This is a genomic window from Streptomyces sp. 5K101 (genome assembly GCF_046506645.1).
Taxonomy (GTDB): domain Bacteria; phylum Actinomycetota; class Actinomycetes; order Streptomycetales; family Streptomycetaceae; genus Streptomyces.
Window position 1 is genome coordinate 28,267 of sequence record NZ_JBKFFO010000008.1, and the last position, 22,937, is coordinate 51,203.

Sequence of the window (22,937 nt, forward strand, 5' to 3'; positions counted from 1 at the left end):
GGCCCAGACCCCGCTGGCGGTAGGTGGGGGATGCCGTTCCCGCGCTGCGCGCCCGGTTGTTGGTTGCGGGGCTCGGCTGGCGCAGGCCACCCGACCTCGCGGGGGTGCCTCGGGGCTGCCGCCCCCGCGTCCAGCGCCTTCGTCCAGCGGCGGCTGCGCGGCCGCGCTCCGGACCCCTGCAGGGCGTACGTGGAGGCTGCCGCCCCCGCGCTCCGTGCCTTCGGAGGGCGGCGGTTGCGTGCCGGGGTTGCTGGTTGTGGCGCTCGGCAGGTGCGGGCTGCGCCCCAGACCCCGCGGGGCCTACGTAGGGGCGCCGCCGTGCTCCGGTTGCTCGCGGTCGCGGTGAGGGCAGCAGTGCGCAGCCAACCCCGTGGCGTTACTTCCTGCCTCCCGTGAACTCCTCGTACGCCGACACGACCTCCTTCGCGGGGCCGTCCATCCGGAGCACGCCCGCCTCCAGCCAGATCGCGCGGTCGCAGGTTTCGGTGATCGTCGAGTTGCTGTGGCTGACCAGGAACACCGTGCCCGCCTCCTTGCGCAGTTCGTCGATGCGCTGCTGGCTGCGGCGGCGGAAGCGGGCGTCGCCCGTGGACAGCGCCTCGTCGATGAGCAGGACGTCGTGGCTCTTGGCGGCGGCGATGGAGAAGCGCAGCCGCGCGCCCATGCCGGAGGAGTACGTGCGCATCGGCAGCGAGATGAAGTCGCCCTTCTCGTTGATGCCGGAGAAGTCGACGATGTCGTCGTACCGTTCGCGGATCTGCTCGCGGGTCATGCCCATCGCGAGGCCGCCGAGGACGACGTTGCGTTCGCCGGTGAGATCGGACATCAGGGCCGCGTTGACGCCGAGCAGGGAGGGCTGGCCCTGGGTGTAGACCTTGCCCTTCGCGGTCGGCAGCAGCCCCGCGACGGCCTTGAGCAGGGTGGACTTCCCCGAGCCGTTGGAGCCGATGAGGCCGATCGCCTCACCCTTGTACGCGGCGAAGCTGACGCCCTTGACGGCGTGCACCTCGCGCACGCCGGGTGCGGCGCGGCGGGAGACGATCCGGCTGAGGGCGGAGGTGGCGCTGCCCCTGCCGGTGCGGGCGCCGTTGACCTTGTACGTGATGTGGACGCCGTCGACCACGACGGTGGGGACGGTCTCTGTCGGATCAGCCACGGCCGTACTGCTCCTCTGCCTTCCAGAAGTACAGGAAACCGCCGGTGCCGAAGAGCACGGCCCACAGCAGGGCCGCGGCCCACACGTGCGGGGGCAGCCGGTCGGCGGTGAAGGACTCGATGAACGCGAAGCGCACGAGGTCGATGTAGAGCGCGGCCGGGTTGTACCGGATCAGCACGGCCACGAGCTGGGGCAGCCGGTCGCTGCCGAGGACCTTGTCGATGGACCACATCACGCCGGACGCGTACATCCAGGTGCGCAGGACGAACGGCATCAGCTGGGAGACGTCCGGGGTGCGGGCGGCGATCCGGGCCATGGCCATCGACAGGCCGGTGTTGAAGGCGGCCTGGAGGACGAGCGCGGGGACCGCGAGCAGCCAGGAGGGCCTCGGGAACTCGCCGAAGCAGAACAGGATGGCGACGAGCGCGCCGAGCGAGAAGAGCAGTTGCTGCAGCTGCTGGAGGGCGAGCGCGATGGGCAGGGCGGCGCGCGGGAAGTGCAGCGCGCGCACGAGCCCGATGTTGCCGGAGATCGCGCGGGTGCCGGCCGTGATCGAGTTCGCGGTGAACGTCCAGATGAAGACGCCCGTGACGAGGAACGGCACGAAGTCGGGGACGTCGTCGCCGGTGCCGAGCAGCTTGCCGAAGATCAGGTAGTAGACGGCCGCGTTGAGCAGCGGGGTCGCGAGCTGCCAGACCTGCCCGAGGCGCGCCTGGCTGTACTGGGCGGTGAGCTTGGCGGTGGCGAACGCGGTGATGAAGTGCCGCCGGGACCAGAGCTGACGGATGTACGCGCCGAGTGAGGGCCGCGCGCCGCTGACGGTCAGGCCGTGGCGGGCGGCGAGCGCGGCGAGGTCGCCGGGCGGGGCGGGGGCGGCCGCGGAGGGCCGGGAAGGGGTGGCTGTGGTCACGCGGAAGTCGCTTTCGTGGTGACGGCGGAAAGCAGTTGTCGACGGAACGGCACCGTATCGTCGCTACGGCGAGGGTAGGACGGTCGCGCGTCGGAACGCAACCGTTTCGTCGTCACGGGTATGATTCCGGCCATGCCTACGGACTCCGGAACCCCGCGCCGCGCCCCCGCAGGAGCCGCCGTGCTCCGCGAGGACGTGACCGACGCGATCCGCAAAGCCGTCTTCGAGGAACTGGCGGCGGTCGGTTTCGCCCGCATGTCGATCGAAGGGATCGCCCGCCGGGCCGGGGTCGGCAAGACGGCCGTCTACCGCCGCTGGAAGTCGAAGCTGTCGCTGGTGCTCGACCTGGTCTCGGCCGTCGCCGTCCAGGGCCTGCCCGCCCCGTCGACCGGCTCCCTCTACGGGGACGTACGGGCGCTCCTGGAGGTCGCGGCGCACGCGCTGCGCCACCCCGTCGCCTCGCAGGTCATCCCCGACCTACTGGTGGAGTCGGCGCGCAACCCAGAGATCTCGGACGCGATCAAGGCGGCGCTGCTGGACAGCCAGCAGGGCGTGGCGGCGGTGGTCGTCCGCGAAGCGGTCGCCCGGGGCGAGCTCCCGGAGGGCACGGATCCGGACAGGGCCCTGGACCTGATCGTGGGGCCGCTGTACTGGCGGCTGGTGGTGGTGCGCGGCGGGCTGCCGGAGGGATACCTGGACGGGCTGGCGAAAGCGGCGGTGGCGGCGCTCCGGTCCTGAGGCCGGTGGACGTCGGCGGTCGCGGCGCTCCAGTCCTGAGGCCGGATCCTGAAGGACGCCGCGCCCCGAGCGGATGGACCTTCCGAGTGATTCGCGTGCCGGGACTTCGTCAAAGATCGCAGGGCAGTCAACTGCCCGGCATCTAAGTGTGTTTATCGGTTGCGCGCCGCCGACGTTGACGATTGCTACGTTCGGCGGCCATGGACCTGCGCATGCGAACGCCCACGGGAACACTCGACGTGCGCCGGGCGCGATCCGTCGTCCTCGCCGTGTCGGCCGTCGCCTTCGTCGCGAAAATGGTCCTCGCCGCTCAGACGCGCGGCCCCGCCGACGTCCGGATCTTCGACGCGTTCGCCCGGGCGATCGCCCAGGTCGGCCCCCTTCGCATCTACGAACACCCGATGCCGCGCCTGCCCGTCTACAACCATCCGCCGCTCGCGAGCTGGATGCTCCTCGGGTTCGACGGACTGGACCGGCTGGGAATTCCGTTCGGCGTTCTCATCCGCACGCCTGCGTGCCTCGCCGATCTCGTCTCGGCCGTTCTCGTGTTCGAGGTCCTCCGCCGACGCAGGTCCACCGGAACAGCCATGGCGTGCGCCCTCGGCTGCGCACTGAGCCCCGTCCTCTTCGCCACGTCCGGACATCACGGCAACACCGATTCGGTCGCCGTCATGTTCGCCGTCCTCGCAGCCCACCTCCTCGCCGACCGCAGGGCTCCGCTCGCCGCGGGCATCTCCGCCGCCGTCGCGGTGAGCATCAAGCTCATCCCGGTCGTCGCGATCCCCGCCCTGCTCGTGGCCGCCCTCCGCGCCGGGCGCCCCGTCCTCGTACGCTTCACCGCCGGCCTCGCCGCCGTCATGGTGGCGCTGTGGGGGCCGGTGCTCGCGACCGTGCCCGAGCCGCTGCGCCAGAAGGTCCTCGCATACGAGGGCGGGCGGGCCAGACTGTGGGGCCTCGTACGGTTCGCCGACTGGGCGGGCGCCTCCGACGCGTTCATCGTCACCCTGCACAGCGACTTCCACTTCCTGGTCGTGCTCGTGTGCATGGCGGCCGGCGCCTGGCTCGCCTGGGTGCGGCCCACCGCCCCCGCCTACGCGGTCGCCCTGGCGCTCACCCTGCTGCTCCTGCTCAGCACCGGCTCGGCCGTCCAGTACCTCGCCTGGCCCGTGGTCGGCCTGTGCCTGTTCGGCCTCTGGGAGGGCGCCGCGTTCGGCGCGGTCGTCGGAGCCGTCACCGTGTGCGTCTACTCGGGGGCCAGCGCCGTCCGCTGGAACGACTGGGCCCTCAACCTCGCCGCGCTCGGCTGGCTGCTGCTCGCCGCCGGGATCGTGACCGGCCTGCGCCGCGTACTCGCCGAGCCGCCCCTGGCGCCGCCGCACGGGACGCTGCCGGTGGTGGCACCCCGGGCGCAGGCCCCGTCCGCCCCCGCATCCCCTGTCAACTGAAGCGACCGACGAAAGAGTAGAGAAGCGCTGGTGATGGAGAGCACGACGGAGAGCTCAGGGGCCGTACGCCATGGCGGCCGGCCGTCCGGCCCGGGCCCGCGGATCGGCATCCTCGTGGTGGCGTACAACGCCGAGGCCACGCTCGAGAAGACGCTCGACCGCATCCCGGAGGACTTCCGGTCCCGCATCGCCGAGATCCTCATCCTCGACGACGCGAGCAGCGACGAGACGTTCACGGCGGGCTGCCGCTGGTCGCAGCTGCAGGGCAGGCCACCGACCGTCGTCATGCGGCACACCAAGAACCTCGGATACGGGGGCAACCAGAAGGCGGGCTACGCGCTGGCCGCCGAGCGCGGACTGGACATCGTCGTCCTGCTGCACGGCGACGGCCAGTACGCTCCCGAGCTGCTGCCCGAGATGGTCGCCCCCATCGAACGCGGCGAGTGCGAAGCGGTGTTCGGCTCGCGGATGATGGACCCGGGCAGCGCGCTCAAGGGCGGCATGCCGTTCTACAAGTGGCTCGGCAACCGCGTCCTCACCCGCTTCGAGAACGGGCTGCTCGGCTCCCGGCTCAGCGAGTTCCACTCCGGCTACCGTGCCTACAGCGTCGCCGCACTGCGCCGGCTGCCCATCGACCGCAACACCGACGCCTTCGACTTCGACACCCAGATCATCGTCCAGCTGATCCACGCGGGCATGCGGATCCGGGAGGTCCCCGTCCCCACGTACTACGGCGACGAGATCTGCTACGTCAACGGCATGCGCTACGCCAAGGACGTCGTCAAGGACGTCCTGGAGTACCGGCTCGCGCTCAAGGGTTTCGGCACCTGCCCGTGGATCCCCAAGCCCGTCGAGTACGCCGTCAAAGAGGGCGACGGCTCCTCGCATGCGGCGATCCTGCGACTCATGCGCACGATGCCGCCGGGCCGCGTCCTCGACGTCGGCTGTTCCGGCGGACTGTTCGCCGAGCGCCTCGAAGCCCTCGGCCACACCGTCACCGGCCTCGACTTCGTCGAGGTGCCGGGCGTACGCGAGCGCTGCACCGACTTCGTCCTCGCCGACCTGGAGGAGGGTCTGCCCCCGGAGGTCGCGGCCGACTACGACTACGTGGTCGCCGGTGACGTCATCGAGCATCTCTCCCGGCCCGAACGCGTCCTGCGCGAACTGCGGGACGTCCTGCGCCCCGGCGGCCGTCTCCTGCTGTCCGTACCGAACTTCAGCCACTGGTACGCACGGCTGCGCGTCGCTCTCGGGGCCTTCGGCTACGACCGGCGCGGCATCCTCGACGAGACGCACCTGCGCTTCTTCACCCGCGCCAGCCTACGCCGCACGGTGCGGGCGGCCGGCTACGACGAGCTGCGGCTCACCTCCACCGGGGCACCGTTCTGGTCCGTGCTCGGCGGCGGACCCGTGGCGAGGGTCCTGGGCGGAGCCTCCCGGCTGCTGACCCGGGTACGGCCGACACTCTTCGGCTACCAGTACGTCGCAATGCTCACCCCGCACGCGGCACAGACAATCATCGCCGGGGAGCACGTCGATGTCCAAGACATCCTCAACCGCCAGTACGTCCCCGCCGAGCGGGCCGACCGCGTGGGCGCCGCGACCTGAGCCGAAGCCCCGGCCCCCGCGTCGCAGGAGGAACATCGTGACGCTGTCCAGCCTGTTGCTGCTGCTCTTCGCGGTGTTCTCGTCGGCGGCCGGCCAGATCATGCTCAAGCACGGCATGCGGTCCGCGGCCGCGGCCGCCGAGCACGGTGGCGGCTCGCTGGTGATGCGGGCCACGACGACGCCGTGGGTCGTCATCGGGCTGGTCGTCTTCGCCGTGTCCGCGGTGGCGTGGATGTCGACGCTGGCCCGCGTGCCGCTGAACATCGCGTACCCCTTCAACGCCCTGGGGTACCTGCTGATCGTCCTCGCGAGCTCCACCGTGCTGCACGAGCGGACGTCGCCGTGGACCTGGGGCGGCTCGCTGATGGTGGTGGCGGGACTGGTCACGGTGATGGCGGGCCGGCAGGGCTGACGGCGGCCCGGTCAGGGGGAACCGGGCCGCCTCCTGTGCGCGACGGTCACTTGACGGCGCCCGCCATGACGCCCGAGACGAACTGCCGCTGGAAGGCGAAGAACACCACCAGCGGGATGAGCATCGACACGAACGCGCCGGGCGCGAGCACGTCGATGTTGTTGCCGAACTGCCGTACCTGGCGCTGGAGCGCGACCGTGATCGGCGCGGACTCGGAGTCCGCGAAGATCAGCGCGACCAGCATGTCGTTCCACACCCACAGGAACTGGAAGATGCCGAGCGACGCGATCGCCGGTCCGCCCAGCGGCATCACGACCCGGGTGAACAGGCGGATCTCACCCGCCCCGTCGAGCCGGGCCGCCTCCAGCAGCTCCCTCGGGATCTCCGCGAAGAAATTGCGCAGCAGGAAGATCGCGAAGGGCAGGCCGAAGGCGACGTGGAAGAGGATCACGCCGATCGTCGTCTCGAAGATGCCGATGAGGCCGAAGAGTTCGGACACCGGCACCAGCGCGACCTGCACGGGGACGACGAGCAGGCCGACGACGACCATGAACCACCAGTCGCGGCCCGGGAACTCCATCCACGCGAAGGCGTATCCGGCGAGCGCGCCGATCACCACGACGAGCACGGTGGCCGGGACGGTGATCAGGACGGTGGAGACGAGGGAGTCGGTGATCGCCTCGTTCTCCAGGAGGCGCGCGTAGTTCTCGGTGGTGAGCTGGGCGGGTGCGGTCAGCACTTCCCACCAGCCGCTCGCCGCGATGTCGCCGGGGCTGCGGAGGGACGAGAGCAGCAGACCGACGGTCGGCATCAGCCAGAACAGGGCGGCGAGGACGAGGAAGACGCGCATCACGCCGCCGCCGGTGCGGGCGGCGATGCGGGTGGCGAGGGACTGCTTCGCCTTGACGGACGCGGCGCTCGCGCCGGCCCTGCCGGTGCCGCTCACGGTGCTCATCGCCCGGCCTCCTTCCGCATCCTCCTGATGTTGAAGAACATCACCGGCAGCACCAGCAGAAGCAGCAGGACCGCGATCGCGCTGCCGAGCCCGAGGTTCGCGTCCGTGCCGAACGACGAGCGGTAGAGCTGGAGCGCGAGCACGTTCGCGTCGTCCTGCGAGGAGCCCGGCGCGATGATGAACACCAGGTCGAAGATCTTCAGCACGTTGATCATCAGCGTCACCAGCACCACCGCCAGCACGGGCGCCAGCAGCGGCACGGTCACCTTGCGGAAGACCTGCCACTCGTTCGCGCCGTCCACGCGGGCCGCCTCCAGCAGTTCGCGCGGCACGCTCGCCAGTCCCGCCGCGATCAGGACCATCGCGAAGCCCGCCCACATCCACACGTAGCTGCCGATGATCGCGGGGGTGACGAGGTTCGGACCGAGCCAGTTCACGCCGTTGTACGGCTCGCGGAAGTTCTCCGCGGGCAGCCGCAGCAGTGCGCCCTCCGCCGCGGCAGGCAGGGTGAACCGCCCGTCCGCACCGGCCCGCGCCTCCGCCACGATTTTGCCGTCCTTGACCGCCTCGACCTTGATGCCCTTGAGCCCGAGCTCCTTGGCGTCCACGACGTTCGGCTTGCCGCCGCCACCCCGGGTGAAGTCCAGCCACGCCGTGCCGTTGATCCCGTCGCCGCCGGCCTGGGGCGCCTTCGCGGGCTCCGCGTCCGACGGCATCTTCGCGCGCGCCACACCGACCAGCGGCAGCTGGACGGGCGTCCCGGCCGAGACCGGCTCCTTCGTGACGAACGAACCCCCGCCGCCCGCCTTCAGCGGATGCACGGGCAGCGGATGCGCCTTGGGGAAGCCCGCCGACTCGCTGAACGTGTCGTGCACGCCCACCCAGACCGCGTTGGCGACCCCGCGCTCCGGGTCCTGCTCGTACACCAGCCGGAAGATGATGCCCGCGGCGAGCATGGAGATCGCCATCGGCATGAAGACGATCAGCTTGAACGCCGTGCCCCAGCGGATCCGCTCCGTGAGCACAGCGAAGATCAGGCCGAGCGCGGTGGACACGGTCGGCGCCACGACCACCCAGATCGCATTGTTCTTGACGGCGGTCAGGATGGTCTCGTCGGTGAAGATCTCGCGGTAGTTCCCCAACCCGGCGAACCCGCTGCCGGACTGGTCGAAGAACGACCGATAAAGCGAGTACCCGATGGGGTAGACCACGAGCGCGCCCAGCAGCACGAGCGCGGGCAGCAGGAAGCCCGCCGCCACGGCTTTGCGTGTGCCTGTCACGCTCTTGCGTGTACGGGCGGGGGGCGCCGGGCCGGCCGGCCCCCCCGCTGTCGCGGCCGCCACGCCGTCAGTCCTGGTACGCCTTGGCCGCATCGGCCTCCAGCCGCTGCTGGGTGCCGGCGATGTCCTTCGGGTTCTTCAGGAAGTCCTGGAGCGCCTTCCACTCGCCCTTGCCGGGCGTGCCGCCGAACGACTGCGGCATCTGGTCCGACATGTCGAAGCGGAAGTCGTCGCCCGCGGCGATCAGCGCCCGCGCGATGTCGCGCTGCACGTCGTTCGGATACGCGGCCACATCAAGGGACTTGTTGGGCGAGATGAAGCCGCCGGCCGCCGCCGAGATCGCCGCCGCGTCGGGCGAGGCGAGGAACGTCAGCAGCGCCTGTGCGCCCTTGGTGTCCTTCAGCGCCACGGCCGCGTCACCGCCGGTCACCACGGGCGCCTCCGCACCGACCGCGGGGAACGGGAAGACCTTCGCGTCGCCGCCGATCTCGGCGTCCGTCTGAGCGATGTTGACGGTGACGAAGTCGCCCTCGAACACCATCGCCGCCTTGGGCTGGTCACCGCCGCTGAACGTCTGCGTGACGGAGGCCGGGAACTCGGTCTGGAGCGCGCCGTCCGCGCCGCCCGCGATCAGGGACGGCTTGCCCCACAGCTGCGCGAGCGTGGTGAGCGCCTCCTTCACGGACGGGTCCGTCCACTTGATCTCGTGCTGGGCGAGCTGGTCGTACTTCTCCGGTCCGGCCTGGGAGAGGTAGACGTTCTCGAACCAGTCGGTGAGCGTCCAGCCGTCCGCGCCCGCGATCGAGACGGGCGTGACACCGGACGCGGAGATCGTCTCCGCCGTCGTGAGGAAGTCCTTCCACGTCTTCGGCGCGCTCGCGCCCGCGTTTTCGAAGACCGCGTTGTTGTACCAGATCAGGGACTTGTTGGCGGCCTTGTAGTACACGCCGTACTGCGTGCCGTCCACCGCGCCGAGGTCCTGCCAGCCCTTCGCGTAGTTCTTCGCGAGCTGGGCCTTGGCCTCGGGGCCGACGGGCTTGGCCCACTTGCGCTGCACGGCCTGCTGGATCGCGCCGACCTGTGGCAGCATCGCCACGTCCGGCGGGCTGCCGCCCGCGATCTTCGTACCGAGGAAGTTGACGATCGGGTCCTGGGCGGGGACGAAGGTGACCTTCGCGCCCGTGCGTTTCTCGAACTCGTCCAGGACCTTGGTGAAGTTCTCCTGCTCCGGTCCGCTCCAGACGGCCGCGACCTGGATGGTCTCGCCGTCCAGCCTGGGCAGCTGGACGGTCGTCGTCGGCTTCGTCGTCTCGTCGCCCTCCGGTCCGCCGCCGTCGCCGCCGCACCCGGTGAGGGCGAGCGCGCCGATGGCGGCGCACGCCACTGCGGCCCTGCTGGTACGAAGAGTTGTGCGCATTGCTGCCCCGTCTCTCCTGTGCGCTGCTGTCCCGTGACAGCAGGTCTACGCCCGAGCTGCGGGTGTCGCAATACCGCCTCCGGCGACAACCGTCCTTTCGTGATGGCCTTGTGACGCGATGTCAGGCGGATGGCCCCGCCGCTCGTCGCACCCGCGTACGGATCAGGGATGCACCGGGATGAGGGGCGGGATGGGACCGGCGTTGACCGACTGCGCGGCCCGTTGCAGAGCGCTGGCGAGCAGCGCCAGATCCGTCGGTCCGTTGCCCAGCTCGCGGACGGGGCGGCGGGCCGGCGGGTCGCCCATGCGCTCCCACTCCAGCGGGACGACGGTGGGCCGCAGGGTCGCCGTCCTCGGTATGCGGCCCGTGACGCGGCCGGTCTGGAACGGGGTCACCCGGCCGTCCGGATGCCCCAGCCTGCCCCGGCCGGGCGCCGGATCGTCCGGACCCGGCGCGGCGGGCGGCGCCTGCAGCACCACGCGGAGCCGGGCCCCCTCGGCCACCTGCGTGTCGGCGGTCCGGTCCGGACGCGAGGACGTCGCGACGAGGTGCACCCCGAGCCGCTCGCCGTCCCGGGCGACCGCCTCCAGGGCCCGTACGACCGAACCGGCCGCCGGCCGGCCCGGGCTGCCGAGAGCCGGGGCCACCAGCGCGTCGAAGTCGTCGACCAGCACCACGAGACGCGGCAGTGGATCCGGCTCCTGGCTCTGCGTGCGCCCGCCGGGGCGCAGTCGCAGGGTCCCGGACGCGGGCGAGTCCAGATCGCCGCGCTGTTCGGCGGGGCTGGGGCCGCGCTGGCCGACCATGCGGTCGGCGACCTCGCGCCGCGTCTGCCACTCGGCGAAGCCGACGCCGTCCAGCAGCTCGGCGCGACGCTTGAGCTCGGCGCCCAGCGCCTGCGCGAACACCCGCATCCGCACCGGGTCGTCGGCCACCAGGTGCTCGGTGACGTGCGGCAGCTCCGTGCACGCCGCCAGGCCCTCACCGCGCTCGCCGCCCGCGCCGTCGACCAGCAGCACACCGAGCCGGTCGGGGCGGCCGGCGGCCGCCAGGGAGGCGGCGACCGCACGCAGCAGTTCGGTGCGACCGCTGCCGGCGGGGCCCTCGATCAGCAGGTGCGGGCCCTCTTCGGCGAGGTCCACGGCGAGCGGGCCGCGCGGCCCCGAGCCGAGAACCACCGTGCCGTCGCCCGCCGTCGCCCAGCGCGCCATCAACGAGGCGGGTGTGGCACGGGCCAGCCCCAGCTCGTCCAGCAGCCGGGCCGACTGCGGCAGCGCCGCGACCCGACCCGGGTGCGTCGGAGCACTCTCGGCGCGCAGGGGCGCGAGCGCGCGCCCGAAACGCTCCGCCCACGCCGGTGAGACCGCGTCCACCGCGCCGACCGTGCCGTGGCCCGCGGGCCTGCCGCCGGCCACCCGCATCAGCCGCAGCGCGGTCGCCACGTCACCGCTGAGCATCGCGACGGCGCCGCACTCCCGGAAGGCGAGCGACGCCGCGCACGCGGACTCGTACGTCGCCGCCACGGGTGAGAGTGGGGAGGCGGCGGGGGTCTCGGCCAGACAGATCAGGTGGATCCCGGCGGCCGGCCCCACGCCCGCGAGCCGCGCGGTGGTCTCGCGCAGCGCGGCGGAACCGGGGTCGCCGTCGACGATCACGACCGTACGCGGGCCGGTGTGCCGGTCGGCCGCGTCCGCCACGGCCCGGCGGTCGGCGCTCGGCCAGCCCTGGCCGAGCGGCCCGTCGTCCAGCCTGCGCGTCAGCTCGGCGGTGCGGGCGGTGGCCTGGTCGCGGTCGTAGGCGAGCAGGAGACGGCAGTCCTGGCCGTGCGCGGGGCGCAGATGCGGCAGCCAGCCGAGCCACGCCCATTCGCTGCGCCGCTCCTCCAGGCTGCGGGAGCGGTCCGTGCTGATCAGCACGATCTCCAGGTCGGAGGGGGAGTGCAGCGCGGCGAGCTGCGCCACGGCGGCCCGGGCCAGTCCGGCCAGGCGCGCCCGCGGCCCGGCCAGCCCGAGGGAGCCGGCCTCGCGCAGCGCGACGGTCACCGGCACGGAGGGCAGCTCGGCACGGTCGGTCGTGCCGAGCCGGATGACGAGGGACTCGGGGTGCTCGGGGCCGCGCTCCCACAGCCGGGGGCCGGGACCGAGCGCGGTGAGCAGCACGGCGGCGGGGTCGGGCCACGCCTCGACGGCGGGCGGACCCGGGGCGACGTCGGGCCCGGCCGCGTCGTGCGGCTCGGGCACGCGCGCGTCCCGGCCGCCGGCGAGCCGCCGGGCCCAGGCGCCGATGCCGCGGCGCCGCGCGGTGGGCGCTTCGGGGGCCCGGCTGCGGGCCGGCTCCGCCCCGGACAGGTCGAGCGCCCGGCCGTGGGTGTCGCCGCCGGCGGGGGCGTACTGCGCGGGCACGCGGGGGGCCGCGTCGGCGCGAAAGGTCTCGGACGACCCCGACGGATCGGCCGGGTGCCGCTGCGTGGGCTGCGCCCACCGGGGCAGGCGCTCTCCGACTCCCTCCGCGTCGGCCGCGCCCGGACCGTACGAGCCCGTGGCCCGCGTGCCCGCGCGCTCGGCGCCCCCGGGGCCCGCGGCCCGTGGGCCCGGCCACCCGTCCCGGTCGTTGCCGGGGCCGTGGCCGCCGGCAGCCTCGCCGGTACGTGCGCCCGTCCGGGCCGGGTCTTCCGGGCGGCCGAGGCTCTGCCTGCCCCCGGTCTCGCCGGTACGTGCACCCGTCCCGGCCGGGATTCCGGGGCCGGGGCCCTGCCTGCCCCCGGCCTTGCCATTCCCTGCCGGCCCCCGTCCCGGCCACCGGTCCTGGTCGCCGAAGGCACCCTGCCCGCCGGAGGTCTCGGCGGTGCCCGGCCTCTGTGCGGCCGGGCCTGCGGGGCCACCGGGCGTGCGGGCCGGGCCCGGCCAGCCGTCCCGGTCGCTGCCGTGGCCCTGGTCGCTCCCGGCCTCGTCGTTCCCCGCCGGCCCCCGTCCCGGCCACCCGTCCCCGTCAGCGGCACCCCGCCCGCCCGCGACCTCCGCCGTGCGCGGGCCCGGTCCGGACTCGGCGGCCGGGTCTGCCGGGGTGCCGGGCGTGCGGGAGATCCGTAGGTGGCCCTCGCCGTCCGGGGTCGTACGCAGCGACTCCGGCGGCGGCGCAGCCGTCAGGCGCAGCGTCGACTCGCCCAGCCGCAGCAGCGCGCCCGCCGGGAGGCGGACCGGGCGGGTGTCGACGGACGCGCCGTCGACCGTCGTGCCGTTCGTCGAGCCCAGGTCCGCGACCGTCACCCGGCCGTCGTCCGCGACCGTCACCGCGCAGTGCAGCCGGGAGACGTCCGGATCGTCCAGCGGCACATCGGCGTCGGCCGAGCGGCCCACACTTATCCGCCCGCCGTGCAGCAGATGGACCCCGCCCGCGTCCGGCCCGGCCACGACGTGGAGCTGCGCCGCCGCGTCCACCGCAGGGTGCGTGTCGTCGTCGACGGGGGACTGGAGGGCGAGGACGGCTCCGTCCACCAGCGGCGGCTCGCCGAGCGTGCGCCGCTGGAGGTCGAGACGCTCCTGTCCCGCGTAGAGCACGACCGTGCCCGAGGTGTCCGGGCCGGAGACGGCGGCGGCGAGACCGGAGGCCACCGCGGCCAGCGCGGTGCCCGCGGGCGCGGTGACCAGCACGTCGCAAGGGCGTCCCGCGGTCGCGGACGACCCCCCGCGCGGCGCGAGCACAGTCAGCCGGATCTGCATCGCCGTCAGCAATCCCTTCTGCGCGGGGTACCCGGCAGGGGAGCCGCCCTGATCGCCCCCCGCCCGGCAGGTCGGCACGAGCCGTGAGCTCCCTCTCACGGCCCTGTGCTGAGAGGCATCCTCGCACCTGCCACCGACAACACGCCCGGGGCCCACCCGTAAGTGATCTTGATTGTTCGGCTCTGGGCGCAAAAGTGCCTGCTCGGAACAGGAACCGGAACGCCTCCACCCCCCGATCGTGACGTTCGCTGCACTCCCGTACGGCAACCATCCGTACGATGCCCGCGTCTTTCTTCGAACAGAGGCATCGGGCGAGCACCCCCGGTGATCCGTTCGGCACCATTACAGTGGGTCGGACACCCGGCGGCCCGCAGGTCAGAGATCATCGGCAGCCCGGGTTCCGGAAGACCGACCAGCAGGGAGCGCATGACGTGCGGCCGGTAGGCAGCAAGTACCTGCTCGAGGAGCCGCTCGGGCGCGGCGCCACGGGCACCGTCTGGCGAGCCCGTCAGAGGGAGACCGCGGGCGCCGAGGCCGCCGTCGCGGGACAGCCCGGCGAGACCGTCGCGATCAAGGTCCTCAAGGAGGAGCTCGCGAACGACGCGGATGTGGTGATGCGCTTCCTGCGGGAGCGCTCCGCCCTCCTGCGGCTCACCCACCCGAACATCGTGCGCACCCGCGACCTGGTTGTCGAGGGTGATCTCCTCGCCCTCGTCATGGACCTCGTCGACGGCCCCGACCTCCACCACTACCTGCGCGACAACGGCCCGCTGTCCCCGGTCGCCGCCTCCCTGATGACGGCGCAGATCGCCGACGCGCTCGCCGCCAGCCACGCCGACGGCATCGTCCACCGCGACCTCAAGCCGGCGAACGTCCTGCTGAAGACCGACGCCGACGGCCAGATGCACCCGATGCTGACGGACTTCGGCATCGCGCGGCTCGCCGACTCGCCGGGCCTGACCCGCACGCACGAGTTCGTCGGCACCCCGGCCTACGTCGCGCCCGAGTCCGCCGAGGGCCGCCCGCAGACCTCCGCCGTCGACGTCTACGGCGCGGGGATCCTGCTGTACGAGCTGGTCACCGGCCGGCCCCCGTTCGGCGGGGGCACGGCGCTCGAAGTGCTGCACCGGCACCTGAGCGAGGAGCCCCGCCGTCCCACCACCGTCCCCGAGCCGCTGTGGACGGTCATAGAGCGCTGCCTGCGTAAGGAGCCCGGTGAGCGGCCCAGCGCCGAGAACCTCGCCCGCGGCCTGCGTACGGTCGCGGCCGGCATCGGCGTGCACTCCAACGCGGCCCAGGTCGACGCCGCGCTCGGCGTCGGCGCGCTGCTCGCGCCCGACCCGGCGCCGGCGCCCGTCCCCGGGATGCCCGGCGCCTCGGACCCGACGCAGGTCCTGCCGAACACGGGCGGCGGTCCGGCGCACGACCCGTCGGCCGCGACGAGCGTCATGCCGCAGACCGGCCGGCCCGGCGGCGGCGCCGACCCGACCTCCGTGATGCCTCCCGTCCCGCCGGGCGACGCGCCGCGGCCCGAGGAGCCGCACCCCTGGCAGTCGCAGCTGCGTGCCGCCCGCGACCGCAACGAGCAGACGCAGGTGCAGTACCTGGACCCGAGCCAGGACCCGCTGCGCCGCCGCCCCCAGCGCCAGGCGCCGCCACCACAGCCGCCGCAAAGCCGCCAGCCGCAGCCGTACGCGCCGCAGCCGCAGCCGTACGCGCCGCAGCCGCAGCCGTACGCGCCGCAGCCCCAGCACGGCCGGCCCCAGCCGTACGCGCCGCAGCAGCAGCCGTACGCGCCCCCGCAGGCGCCGCCCCCGCAGCCTCGGCCGCCGCGCGAGCCGCGTCGGCGCAGCGCCAACCCGGTCCGCATCCCCGGCCTCGGCTGCCTCAAGGGCTGCCTGGTCATGATCGTGCTGTTCTTCATCGGCGGCTGGCTGATCTGGGAGCTCACACCGCTCCAGGACTGGATCGCCGAGGGCAAGAGCTACTGGACCGCGATCGGCGACGCCGTCTCCACCGTCTCCGACTGGATCTCACAGCTCGGTGAGGCGCAGGACACCGCCGATCAGATCCAGAACCAGCAGTAACAGCGGCAACCCTGTCGTTTTGTCGACTTCTGCGGGCCGATTTCTCCCGCAGAAGTGGAGGTTGGTGTCATCCGGGGCACACAGGTCCCCGACGCCCGCGTACGTTAGGGGGCAACGCCAGCCGCTGAGGGAGCAGTCTTGGCACGGAAAATCGGCAGCCGGTACACGGCCCACCAGATCCTGGGGCGGGGGAGCGCCGGCACTGTGTGGCTCGGCGAGGGACCCGAAGGGCCTGTCGCCATCAAGCTTCTTCGCGAGGACCTGGCCTGCGACCAGGAGTTGGTCGGCCGCTTCGTCCAGGAGCGCACGGCCCTCCTCGGGCTCGACCACCCCCGCGTCGTCGGCGTCCGCGACCTCGTCGTCGACGGCAACGACCTCGCGCTGGTCATGGACCTCGTACGCGGCACCGATCTGCGCACCCGGCTCGACCGCGAGCGCCGGCTCGCGCCCGAGGCGGCGGTCGCGATCGTCGCGGACGTCGCCGACGGACTCGCCGCCGCCCACGCGGTCGGCGTCGTGCACCGGGACGTCAAGCCGGAGAACATCCTGCTCGACATGGAGGGCCCGCTCGGTCCCGCCGGGTCGCACCCGGCCCTGCTGACCGACTTCGGCGTCGCCAAGCTGATCGACACTCCGCGCCGCACCAAGGTTCTGCGCGCCACGGGCGCCGGCGCCCCCCACCCGTCGGGGATCATCGGCACCCCCGACTACATCGCCCCCGAGATCGTCGAGGGCCTGCCGCCCCGCGCGGCGGTCGACATCTACGCGCTGGCCACCGTCCTGTACGAACTCCTGGCGGGGTTCACTCCCTTCGGCGGGGGCCACCCCGGCGCCGTCCTGCGCCGCCATGTCACCGAGACCGTCGTCCCGCTTCCGGGCATCCCCGACGAGCTGTGGCAGCTGATCGTCCAGTGCCTGGCCAAGGCGCCCGCCTCCCGGCTGCGCGCCTCCGAGCTCGCGCACCGGCTGCACGACCTGCTGCCGACGCTCGCCGGCATGCCCCCGCTGGACGTCGACGAGCCCGACGCGGAGCCCGCGCCGGAGCCGTACGAGGACGTCGCGCCGGCCGTCCGGGGCGAGACACGACGCCGGGGCGCCGTCCCGCTCGTGCCCGGCTCCGCACCGGCCGACGCCAACCGCGACACCCACACCTCAATGCGCGTGCCCGCCCCGGACGAGCTCGCCGGCGGAGCGCACGGCACCGCCCGCGCGCCCCGGGCCCCGGGCCAGCGCCGTCCGGGCTCGGCCCGCAACAGGGCCGCTGCGGTGCGCAAGCGACGTATCACCCTGGGTGTCGCTGCCGTGGCGGTCGCGGCGGCCGTGGGAGTCGGCGGCTGGCTGGCCGCAGGCGGCGGCGACAGCCAGCCCGCACCGGAGGAGACGCGGCAATCGGCTCCGTCCGAGCCGTAGTTCACGTCCGACGGGCCCGTACCCGGGTCGTGGCCGGGGCCGGAGCCGGGTCCGTGGCCGGGGGCGGAACCGGGGCCAGCACGGGTTTCGCCGCTCAGCCGTTACGCTGGACCCGTGGCAGTCGTCGATGTTTCCGAAGAGCTGAAGTCCCTTTCTTCGACCATGGGGTCGATCGAGGCCGTTCTGGACCTCGACAGGATGAGGGCAGACATCGCCGTGCTCGAGGAGCAGGCGGCGGCGCCGTCCCTGTGGGACGACCCCGAGGCGGCGCAGAAGATCACGAGCAAGCTTTCGCACCTCCAGGCCGAGGTCCGCAAGGCCGAGGCGCTCCGCGGTCGTATCGACGACCTCGAGGTGCTCTTCGAGCTCGCGGAGGCCGAGGACGACCTGGACACCCGCGCCGAGGCCGAGGCCGAGCTGGAGGCCGTGCGCAAGGCGCTGGACGAGATGGAGGTCCGCACCCTCCTGTCGGGCGAGTACGACGAGCGCGAGGCGCTGGTCAACATCCGCGCCGAGGCCGGCGGCGTCGACGCCGCCGACTTCGCCGAGCAGCTGCAGCGCATGTACCTGCGGTGGGCGGAGCGGCACGGCTACGGCACCGAGGTCTACGAGACGTCCTACGCGGAAGAGGCCGGCATCAAGTCGACCACCTTCGTCGTCAAGGCTCCGTACGCGTACGGCACCCTCTCCGTCGAGCAGGGCACCCACCGCCTGGTGCGCATCTCGCCCTTCGACAACCAGGGGCGCCGCCAGACGTCCTTCGCGGGCGTCGAGGTGCTGCCCGTCGTCGAGCAGTCCGACCACGTCGAGATCGACGAGTCGGAGCTGCGCATCGACGTGTACCGCGCCTCCGGTCCCGGCGGCCAGGGCGTCAACACCACCGACTCGGCGGTGCGCATCACGCACATCCCGACCGGCATCGTGGTCTCCTGCCAGAACGAGCGCTCGCAGATCCAGAACAAGGCGAGCGCGATGAACGTCCTCCAGGCGAAGCTGCTGGAGCGCCGTCGCCAGGAGGAGCAGGCCAAGATGGACGCACTCAAGGGCGACGGCGGCAACTCCTGGGGAAACCAGATGCGTTCGTACGTCCTGCACCCGTACCAGATGGTCAAGGACCTGCGCACCGAGTTCGAGGTGGGCAACCCGCAGTCGGTGCTCGACGGCGAGATCGACGGTTTCCTGGAGGCCGGAATTCGCTGGCGCAAGCAGCAGGAGAAGTAAATCCTCGCTTTGTCGACAAGGGAACTGCCGCCCCGGGGGCGGCAGTTCTGTTTTATGTCACAGTTGCATCCCCGCAGGTCAGTCAACTGACAGTATTTCGGACATTGCGCCCGCAACGACCTTGACGGTGTTGCGGAAACTGGGAAAGCTGGCGCGCGGGCATGCGTATCTCCGGGGCGCGTGCGAACGGGGGCACAGAGCAAAGACCCCTGTCGGCTGTCCCCGGGCGCTGCCCCAATGACGAGACAGCTACTGGGGGTAGCAGCCAGATGACCAAGAAGACGCGGATCCGTGTCGCGCGTATAGCCGCCGGCGCGGTGATCGCCGCGGGTGCGTCGCTGACCGCCGCCGGCGCCGCACAGGCCCTCGACATCAACGTGGGCCCCCTTGAGGTTTCCGCCAACGCGGACGAGAACGGCATCGACGCCGGCATCGGAATCAACGGCGACATTCCGGACGACGACTGCGAGATCGACCCGACGCTCTGCCAGTCCGGCGGTGGCGACGGCGGCACGGACGGTGGCGCTGACGGTGGTGCCGATGGTGGTGCCGACGGCGGTGCCGATGGCGGTGCTGACGGTGGTGCTGACGGCGGTGCCGATGGCGGTGCTGACGGTGGTGCCGATGGTGGCGCTGATGGTGGTGCCGATGGTGGTGCCGATGGTGGCGCTGACGGCGGTGCCGATGGTGGCGCTGACGGTGGTGCCGATGGCGGTGCTGATGGTGGTGCCGACGGTGGCGCTGATGGTGGTGCCGATGGTGGCGCTGATGGTGGTGCCGATGGTGGCGCTGACGGTGGTGCCGACGGTGGTGCCGACGGTGGCGCCGATGGCGGTGCTGACGGCGGTGCTGACGGTGGTGCCGATGGCGGCAACGATGGCGGCAACGGCGGCGGTGACGGTGGCAACGACACCGACCCGAACGGCGGCGTGATCGACGGTGACGGCACCGACACCGACAACGCCGGCTCGCAGCCCGTCGAGCAGGGCGAGGGCAAGGAAGAGCTGTCGGGTACGGGCGACGGCGGCGAGCTCGCCGAGACCGGTGCTGCCGAGACCACCTTTCTGCTGATCGGCGCCGCGACGATGATCGCCGGTGGCATCGGCTTCCGTATGCTGCCGCGTCTCGTCGGTGGCGGACGCGCCGCTGTCTGAGCCACACGCTCCGTGACAAGCGCATAGCGCAACAGAAGGGCCCGGGTGCCGAGCACCCGGGCCCTTCTCCGTGCGAGGGAATGCGCGAGGCGCCTCGGAGGGGCGCTACGCGGTCCTGTACGCCGCCAGCATCGCCACCGTCGCTATCAGGGCCAGCAGCAGGGCCAGCAGCGTGGCGGGGCTCACAGCGCCGAAGGGGCCCTCCTGCTGGAGGCGCTCACGGTTGGCCCGGCAGACCGGGCAACGGCCCTCGGCGACAGGTGCCGCGCAGTTGGCGCACACCAATCGGTCGTAGGTCATGCGCTTTCCTCCTCCCGCGCACCGGAGCCGCAGGCGCGGACCGTCAGCACATTTCTCTCCCGACAACGCACTGGGAAACGGCACTGTTCCCCTACCACTGTGCCAGCTCGCGCGCTTTTCGGCGCGCCCCGCCGGATTACACCCGATCCGCGATGGGACAAAACGGGCAAGTCAGGGCGGTGCATGCATCGCCCGTCCCGGTTCGCGTAAGGTCACGCACACCTACTCCCGGCCGACCGTGGTGCACCCGTGATCCGATTCGACAACGTCTCCAAGAGCTACCCCAAGCAGAACCGACCTGCCCTGCGCGACGTCTCCCTCGAAATCGAGAAGGGTGAGTTCGTCTTCCTCGTGGGATCGTCCGGTTCCGGCAAGTCCACGTTCCTGCGGCTCATCCTTCGCGAGGAGCGCGCCAGCCAGGGCATGGTCCATGTCCTCGGCAAGGACCTGGCCCGCCTGTCCAACTGGAAGGTGCCGCACATGCGGCGCCAGCTGGGCACCGTCTTCCAGGACTTCCGCCTCCTGCCCAACAAGACCGTCGCCGAGAACGTGGCGTTCGCCCAGGAGGTCATCGGAAAGCCGCGCGGCGAGATCCGCAAGGCCGTGCCGCAGGTCCTCGACCTCGTCGGACTCGGCGGCAAGGAGGACCGGATGCCCGGTGAGCTCTCCGGCGGTGAGCAGCAGCGGGTGGCGATCGCCCGTGCCTTCGTCAACCGCCCGATGCTGCTGATCGCGGACGAGCCGACCGGAAACCTCGACCCGCAGACGTCGGTCGGCATCATGAAGCTCCTCGACCGCATCAACCGCACCGGTACGACCGTGGTCATGGCGACGCACGACCAGAACATCGTCGACCAGATGCGCAAGCGCGTCATCGAGCTCGAGCAGGGCCGTCTCGTACGCGACCAGGCACGCGGCGTCTACGGCTACCAGCACTGAGCCCGGACAGACTGAAAGGCTGAAAGCACGCCATGCGCGCCCAGTTCGTCATGTCGGAGATCGGTGTCGGTCTCCGTCGCAACCTCACGATGACGTTCGCCGTCATCGTCTCCGTCGCCCTGTCGCTCGCTCTCTTCGGTGGCGCGCTGCTCATGCGTGAGCAGGTCAACACCATGAAGGACTTCTGGTACGACAAGGTCAACGTCTCCATCTTCCTGTGCAACAAGAACGACGCGGCAACCTCGCCCCAGTGCGCCAAGGGCGCCGTCACCAGTGCGCAGAAGGAACAGATCGAGTCCGACCTGAAGAAGATGGACGTGGTCGACACCGTCGACCACGAGACGGCCGAGCAGGCGTACAAGCACTACAAGGAGCAGTACGGCGACACGCCCATCGCGTCCACCATCACGCCGGACCAGATGCAGGAGTCGTTCCGGGTGAAGCTCCACGACCCCGAGAAGTACAAGGTGGTTGCGACCGCCTTCGCCGGCCGGGACGGTGTGCAGTCCGTCCAGGACCAGCGCAACATCCTGCAGAATCTCTTCGACTTGATGAACGGCATGCGCATCGCCGCCCTGTGCGTCATGGGCCTGATGCTGGTGATCGCGATGATGCTGATCGTCAACACCGTGCGCGTATCGGCGTTCAGCCGAAGGCGTGAGACCGGCATCATGCGCCTGGTGGGTGCGTCGAGCTTCTACATCCAGACGCCGTTCATCATGGAGGCCGCCGTCGCCGGTGCGCTCGGCGGAGCCGTCGCCTGCGTGATGCTGCTCGTCGGCCGGTACTTCCTCATCGACAACGGCCTCGCGCTGGCCGACAAGATGCAGTTGGTGAACTTCATCGGCTGGGAGTCGGTTCTGGCCGTGCTGCCCCTGATCCTTGTGATCGGTCTGCTGATGCCCGCTGTTGCGGCTTTCATCGCATTGCGCAAGTACCTCAAGGTGTGACAAGCGCCCCTGGCGTCGTACGGTCAACAGCCGTACGGCGCCCTTCGCTTGTCCTAGACTCGTCGCCATGTCGGGACCCGAGTTCAGTCCTCGGCCCCACGGCATCCGCCGTGGGGCAGCCCTGACCTTGGTCTTCGCGACCGTTCTCGCCACCGCCGCCGCCACCGGCGGTCTGCCGAGCGAGGAGCACGAGGTGTCGCGCAGGCTCTCCGTCCGCGCGGCGGCCCAGGCCGTGGACCGCGACGCGGTCGCCCGGGCCGCAGCCGAGGCGATGGCGGACGGCAAGTCGGGCACCGAAGCGGCGGAGCAGTTCGTCAGCCGCAGCGGCGACCGCTGGAGCGCTGTGTACGACAGCGAGGAGTTCGAGGAGTTCGAGAACGCCCTCGACGGCGAGTACACCGGCGTGGGCCTGCGGACCCGGCGCACCGGCGGTCGTACGGAGGTCGCGGACGTCCAGAAGGGCGGCCCGGCGGACCGGGCCGGGATCCGGCCCGGCGACCGGCTGCGGACCGTGGACGGGCAGGAGGTCGCCCGCCGTCCGGTCACCGACGTCGTGGCGCTGCTGCGCGGGGCGGACGGCACGGACGTCGTCCTCGGACTGGAGCGGGACGGCCGCCGCTGGAGCGAGACCCTGACCCGCACGCTGCTGACCACCGAGACCGTCACCGTCCGCCACCTCGGCAAGGACACCGTCGTGATCAGGGTCGCCTCGTTCACCAAGGGGTCGGGCGCGCGGGTCCGGGACGCGGTACGCCGGGCGCCCGAGGGTGCGGGCATCCTCCTGGACCTGCGGGGCAACCCGGGCGGCCTGGTCTCCGAGGCCGTCACGGCCGCGTCCGCCTTCCTCGACGGCGGCCTCGTCGCCACGTACGACGTGCGCGGCGAGCAGCAGGCGCTCTACGCGGAAGGCGGCGGCGACACCCGCAGGCCGCTGGTCGCGCTGGTCGACGCGGGCACGATGAGCGCGGCCGAGTTGGTCACGGGCGCGCTGAAGGACCGCGGCCGGGCGATCACCGTCGGCTCGCGCACCTTCGGCAAGGGCTCGGTGCAGATGCCGAGCCGGCTGCCCGACGGCTCGGTGGCCGAGCTCACGGTGGGTCACTACCGCACTCCGTCCGGTCACGACGTGGACGGCGAGGGCATCACCCCCGACCTGCCGGCCGCCGAGGGCGCCGAACAGCGCGCGCAGTCGGTATTGAGTGGCCTCAGGGGGGCCTCGTAGTGCGAAAATGAGC

Annotated in this window: 19 protein-coding genes; 12 read left to right on the forward strand and 7 right to left on the reverse strand. The window is 72.1% G+C overall.

What is annotated here, in order from left to right; genetic code table 11:
* Positions 1–376: 376 nt before the first annotated feature.
* On the reverse strand, positions 377–1,156 hold the full coding sequence (locus tag ACLB9X_RS17045) for an ABC transporter ATP-binding protein (RefSeq protein WP_410361218.1): 780 nt from the start codon (positions 1,154–1,156) through the stop codon (positions 377–379).
* Positions 1,149–2,066, reverse strand: a complete 918-nt coding sequence (locus tag ACLB9X_RS17050; protein WP_410361219.1) for an ABC transporter permease — start codon at positions 2,064–2,066, stop codon at positions 1,149–1,151. The genes ACLB9X_RS17045 and ACLB9X_RS17050 overlap by 8 nt, the downstream gene beginning before the upstream one ends.
* 120 nt (positions 2,067–2,186) lie before the next feature.
* Between ACLB9X_RS17050 and ACLB9X_RS17055 the strand changes: the two genes are divergently transcribed.
* The 4 genes from ACLB9X_RS17055 (at position 2,187) to ACLB9X_RS17070 (ending at position 6,269) form a co-directional block, all read left to right on the forward strand.
* Positions 2,187–2,804, forward strand: coding sequence for a TetR/AcrR family transcriptional regulator (locus tag ACLB9X_RS17055; protein WP_410361220.1), 618 nt, complete (start codon positions 2,187–2,189; stop codon positions 2,802–2,804).
* 212 nt (positions 2,805–3,016) lie between these two features.
* Positions 3,017–4,249 (forward strand): glycosyltransferase family 39 protein, encoded by a 1,233-nt coding sequence (locus ACLB9X_RS17060; protein WP_410361221.1) that lies wholly within the window; start codon positions 3,017–3,019, stop codon positions 4,247–4,249.
* A 33-nt stretch (positions 4,250–4,282) separates the two neighbouring features.
* On the forward strand, positions 4,283–5,857 hold the full coding sequence (locus tag ACLB9X_RS17065; RefSeq protein ID WP_410361222.1) for a methyltransferase domain-containing protein: 1,575 nt from the start codon (positions 4,283–4,285) through the stop codon (positions 5,855–5,857).
* A gap of 37 nt (positions 5,858–5,894) precedes the next feature.
* Positions 5,895–6,269: a hypothetical protein gene (locus ACLB9X_RS17070; protein ID WP_410361223.1), complete on the forward strand. Its 375-nt coding sequence runs from the start codon at positions 5,895–5,897 to the stop codon at positions 6,267–6,269.
* A 46-nt stretch (positions 6,270–6,315) separates the two neighbouring features.
* Here ACLB9X_RS17070 and ACLB9X_RS17075 read toward each other — a convergent pair whose 3' ends face one another.
* From ACLB9X_RS17075 to ACLB9X_RS17090, 4 genes are all read right to left on the reverse strand, one after another.
* Positions 6,316–7,224: a carbohydrate ABC transporter permease gene (locus ACLB9X_RS17075; protein ID WP_410361224.1), complete on the reverse strand. Its 909-nt coding sequence runs from the start codon at positions 7,222–7,224 to the stop codon at positions 6,316–6,318.
* Positions 7,221–8,567, reverse strand: coding sequence for a carbohydrate ABC transporter permease (locus tag ACLB9X_RS17080; RefSeq protein WP_410361225.1), 1,347 nt, complete (start codon positions 8,565–8,567; stop codon positions 7,221–7,223). Before ACLB9X_RS17080 ends, ACLB9X_RS17075 begins: the two co-directional genes overlap by 4 nt.
* Positions 8,568–8,571: 4 nt before the next feature.
* The gene (locus ACLB9X_RS17085; RefSeq protein WP_410361226.1) at positions 8,572–9,921 is read right to left on the reverse strand and encodes an ABC transporter substrate-binding protein; all 1,350 of its coding nucleotides are present in this window, start codon (positions 9,919–9,921) and stop codon (positions 8,572–8,574) included.
* A 162-nt stretch (positions 9,922–10,083) separates the two neighbouring features.
* Positions 10,084–13,641 carry an FHA domain-containing protein gene (locus ACLB9X_RS17090; RefSeq protein WP_410361227.1) on the reverse strand — a complete coding sequence of 1,186 codons (3,558 nt, stop codon included), beginning with the start codon at positions 13,639–13,641 and terminating at the stop codon, positions 10,084–10,086.
* Between the two features lie 431 nt (positions 13,642–14,072).
* Here ACLB9X_RS17090 and ACLB9X_RS17095 point away from each other — a divergent pair, with 431 nt between their 5' ends.
* From ACLB9X_RS17095 to ACLB9X_RS17115, 5 genes are all read left to right on the forward strand, one after another.
* Positions 14,073–15,728, forward strand: coding sequence for a serine/threonine-protein kinase (locus ACLB9X_RS17095; RefSeq protein WP_410361228.1), 1,656 nt, complete (start codon positions 14,073–14,075; stop codon positions 15,726–15,728).
* A 138-nt stretch (positions 15,729–15,866) separates the two neighbouring features.
* Complete coding sequence (locus tag ACLB9X_RS17100; RefSeq protein ID WP_410361229.1) at positions 15,867–17,138, forward strand: serine/threonine-protein kinase; 1,272 nt, start codon at positions 15,867–15,869, stop codon at positions 17,136–17,138.
* 114 nt (positions 17,139–17,252) lie between these two features.
* Complete coding sequence (prfB, locus tag ACLB9X_RS17105) at positions 17,253–18,359, forward strand: peptide chain release factor 2 (RefSeq protein WP_410361230.1); 1,107 nt, start codon at positions 17,253–17,255, stop codon at positions 18,357–18,359.
* A gap of 519 nt (positions 18,360–18,878) precedes the next feature.
* Positions 18,879–19,292 carry a hypothetical protein gene (locus ACLB9X_RS17110; RefSeq protein WP_410361231.1) on the forward strand — a complete coding sequence of 138 codons (414 nt, stop codon included), beginning with the start codon at positions 18,879–18,881 and terminating at the stop codon, positions 19,290–19,292.
* Positions 19,289–19,513: an LPXTG cell wall anchor domain-containing protein gene (locus ACLB9X_RS17115; RefSeq protein ID WP_410361232.1), complete on the forward strand. Its 225-nt coding sequence runs from the start codon at positions 19,289–19,291 to the stop codon at positions 19,511–19,513. Before ACLB9X_RS17110 ends, ACLB9X_RS17115 begins: the two co-directional genes overlap by 4 nt.
* Before the next feature lie 105 nt (positions 19,514–19,618).
* Here ACLB9X_RS17115 and ACLB9X_RS17120 read toward each other — a convergent pair whose 3' ends face one another.
* Positions 19,619–19,813, reverse strand: coding sequence for a hypothetical protein (locus ACLB9X_RS17120; protein WP_410361233.1), 195 nt, complete (start codon positions 19,811–19,813; stop codon positions 19,619–19,621).
* A 249-nt stretch (positions 19,814–20,062) separates the two neighbouring features.
* Between ACLB9X_RS17120 and ftsE the strand changes: the two genes are divergently transcribed.
* The 3 genes from ftsE (at position 20,063) to ACLB9X_RS17135 (ending at position 22,924) form a co-directional block, all read left to right on the forward strand.
* Positions 20,063–20,752 carry a cell division ATP-binding protein FtsE gene (ftsE, locus tag ACLB9X_RS17125; protein ID WP_410361234.1) on the forward strand — a complete coding sequence of 230 codons (690 nt, stop codon included), beginning with the start codon at positions 20,063–20,065 and terminating at the stop codon, positions 20,750–20,752.
* Between the two features lie 32 nt (positions 20,753–20,784).
* Positions 20,785–21,702, forward strand: a complete 918-nt coding sequence (gene ftsX / locus ACLB9X_RS17130) for a permease-like cell division protein FtsX (RefSeq protein ID WP_410361235.1) — start codon at positions 20,785–20,787, stop codon at positions 21,700–21,702.
* A 67-nt stretch (positions 21,703–21,769) separates the two neighbouring features.
* A complete protein-coding gene (locus ACLB9X_RS17135; protein ID WP_410361236.1) occupies positions 21,770–22,924 on the forward strand; it encodes a S41 family peptidase in 1,155 nt (384 codons plus the stop codon).
* Positions 22,925–22,937: the final 13 nt, after the last annotated feature.

What these genes read in the sequence shown, in the direction of transcription:
- ACLB9X_RS17055 (WP_410361220.1), top strand. Translation starts at nt 2,187, where the DNA reads ATGATTCCGGCCATGCCTACGGACTCCGGAACCCCGCGCCGCGCCCCC.
- ACLB9X_RS17060 (WP_410361221.1), top strand. Translation starts at nt 3,017, where the DNA reads ATGCGAACGCCCACGGGAACACTCGACGTGCGCCGGGCGCGATCCGTC.
- ACLB9X_RS17065 (WP_410361222.1), top strand. Translation starts at nt 4,283, where the DNA reads ATGGAGAGCACGACGGAGAGCTCAGGGGCCGTACGCCATGGCGGCCGG.
- ACLB9X_RS17075 (WP_410361224.1), bottom strand. Translation starts at nt 7,224, where the DNA reads ATGAGCACCGTGAGCGGCACCGGCAGGGCCGGCGCGAGCGCCGCGTCC.
- ACLB9X_RS17085 (WP_410361226.1), bottom strand. Translation starts at nt 9,921, where the DNA reads ATGCGCACAACTCTTCGTACCAGCAGGGCCGCAGTGGCGTGCGCCGCC.
- ACLB9X_RS17090 (WP_410361227.1), bottom strand. Translation starts at nt 13,641, where the DNA reads ATGCAGATCCGGCTGACTGTGCTCGCGCCGCGCGGGGGGTCGTCCGCG.
- ACLB9X_RS17120 (WP_410361233.1), bottom strand. Translation starts at nt 19,813, where the DNA reads ATGACCTACGACCGATTGGTGTGCGCCAACTGCGCGGCACCTGTCGCC.
- ftsX (WP_410361235.1), top strand. Translation starts at nt 20,785, where the DNA reads ATGCGCGCCCAGTTCGTCATGTCGGAGATCGGTGTCGGTCTCCGTCGC.
- ACLB9X_RS17135 (WP_410361236.1), top strand. Translation starts at nt 21,770, where the DNA reads ATGTCGGGACCCGAGTTCAGTCCTCGGCCCCACGGCATCCGCCGTGGG.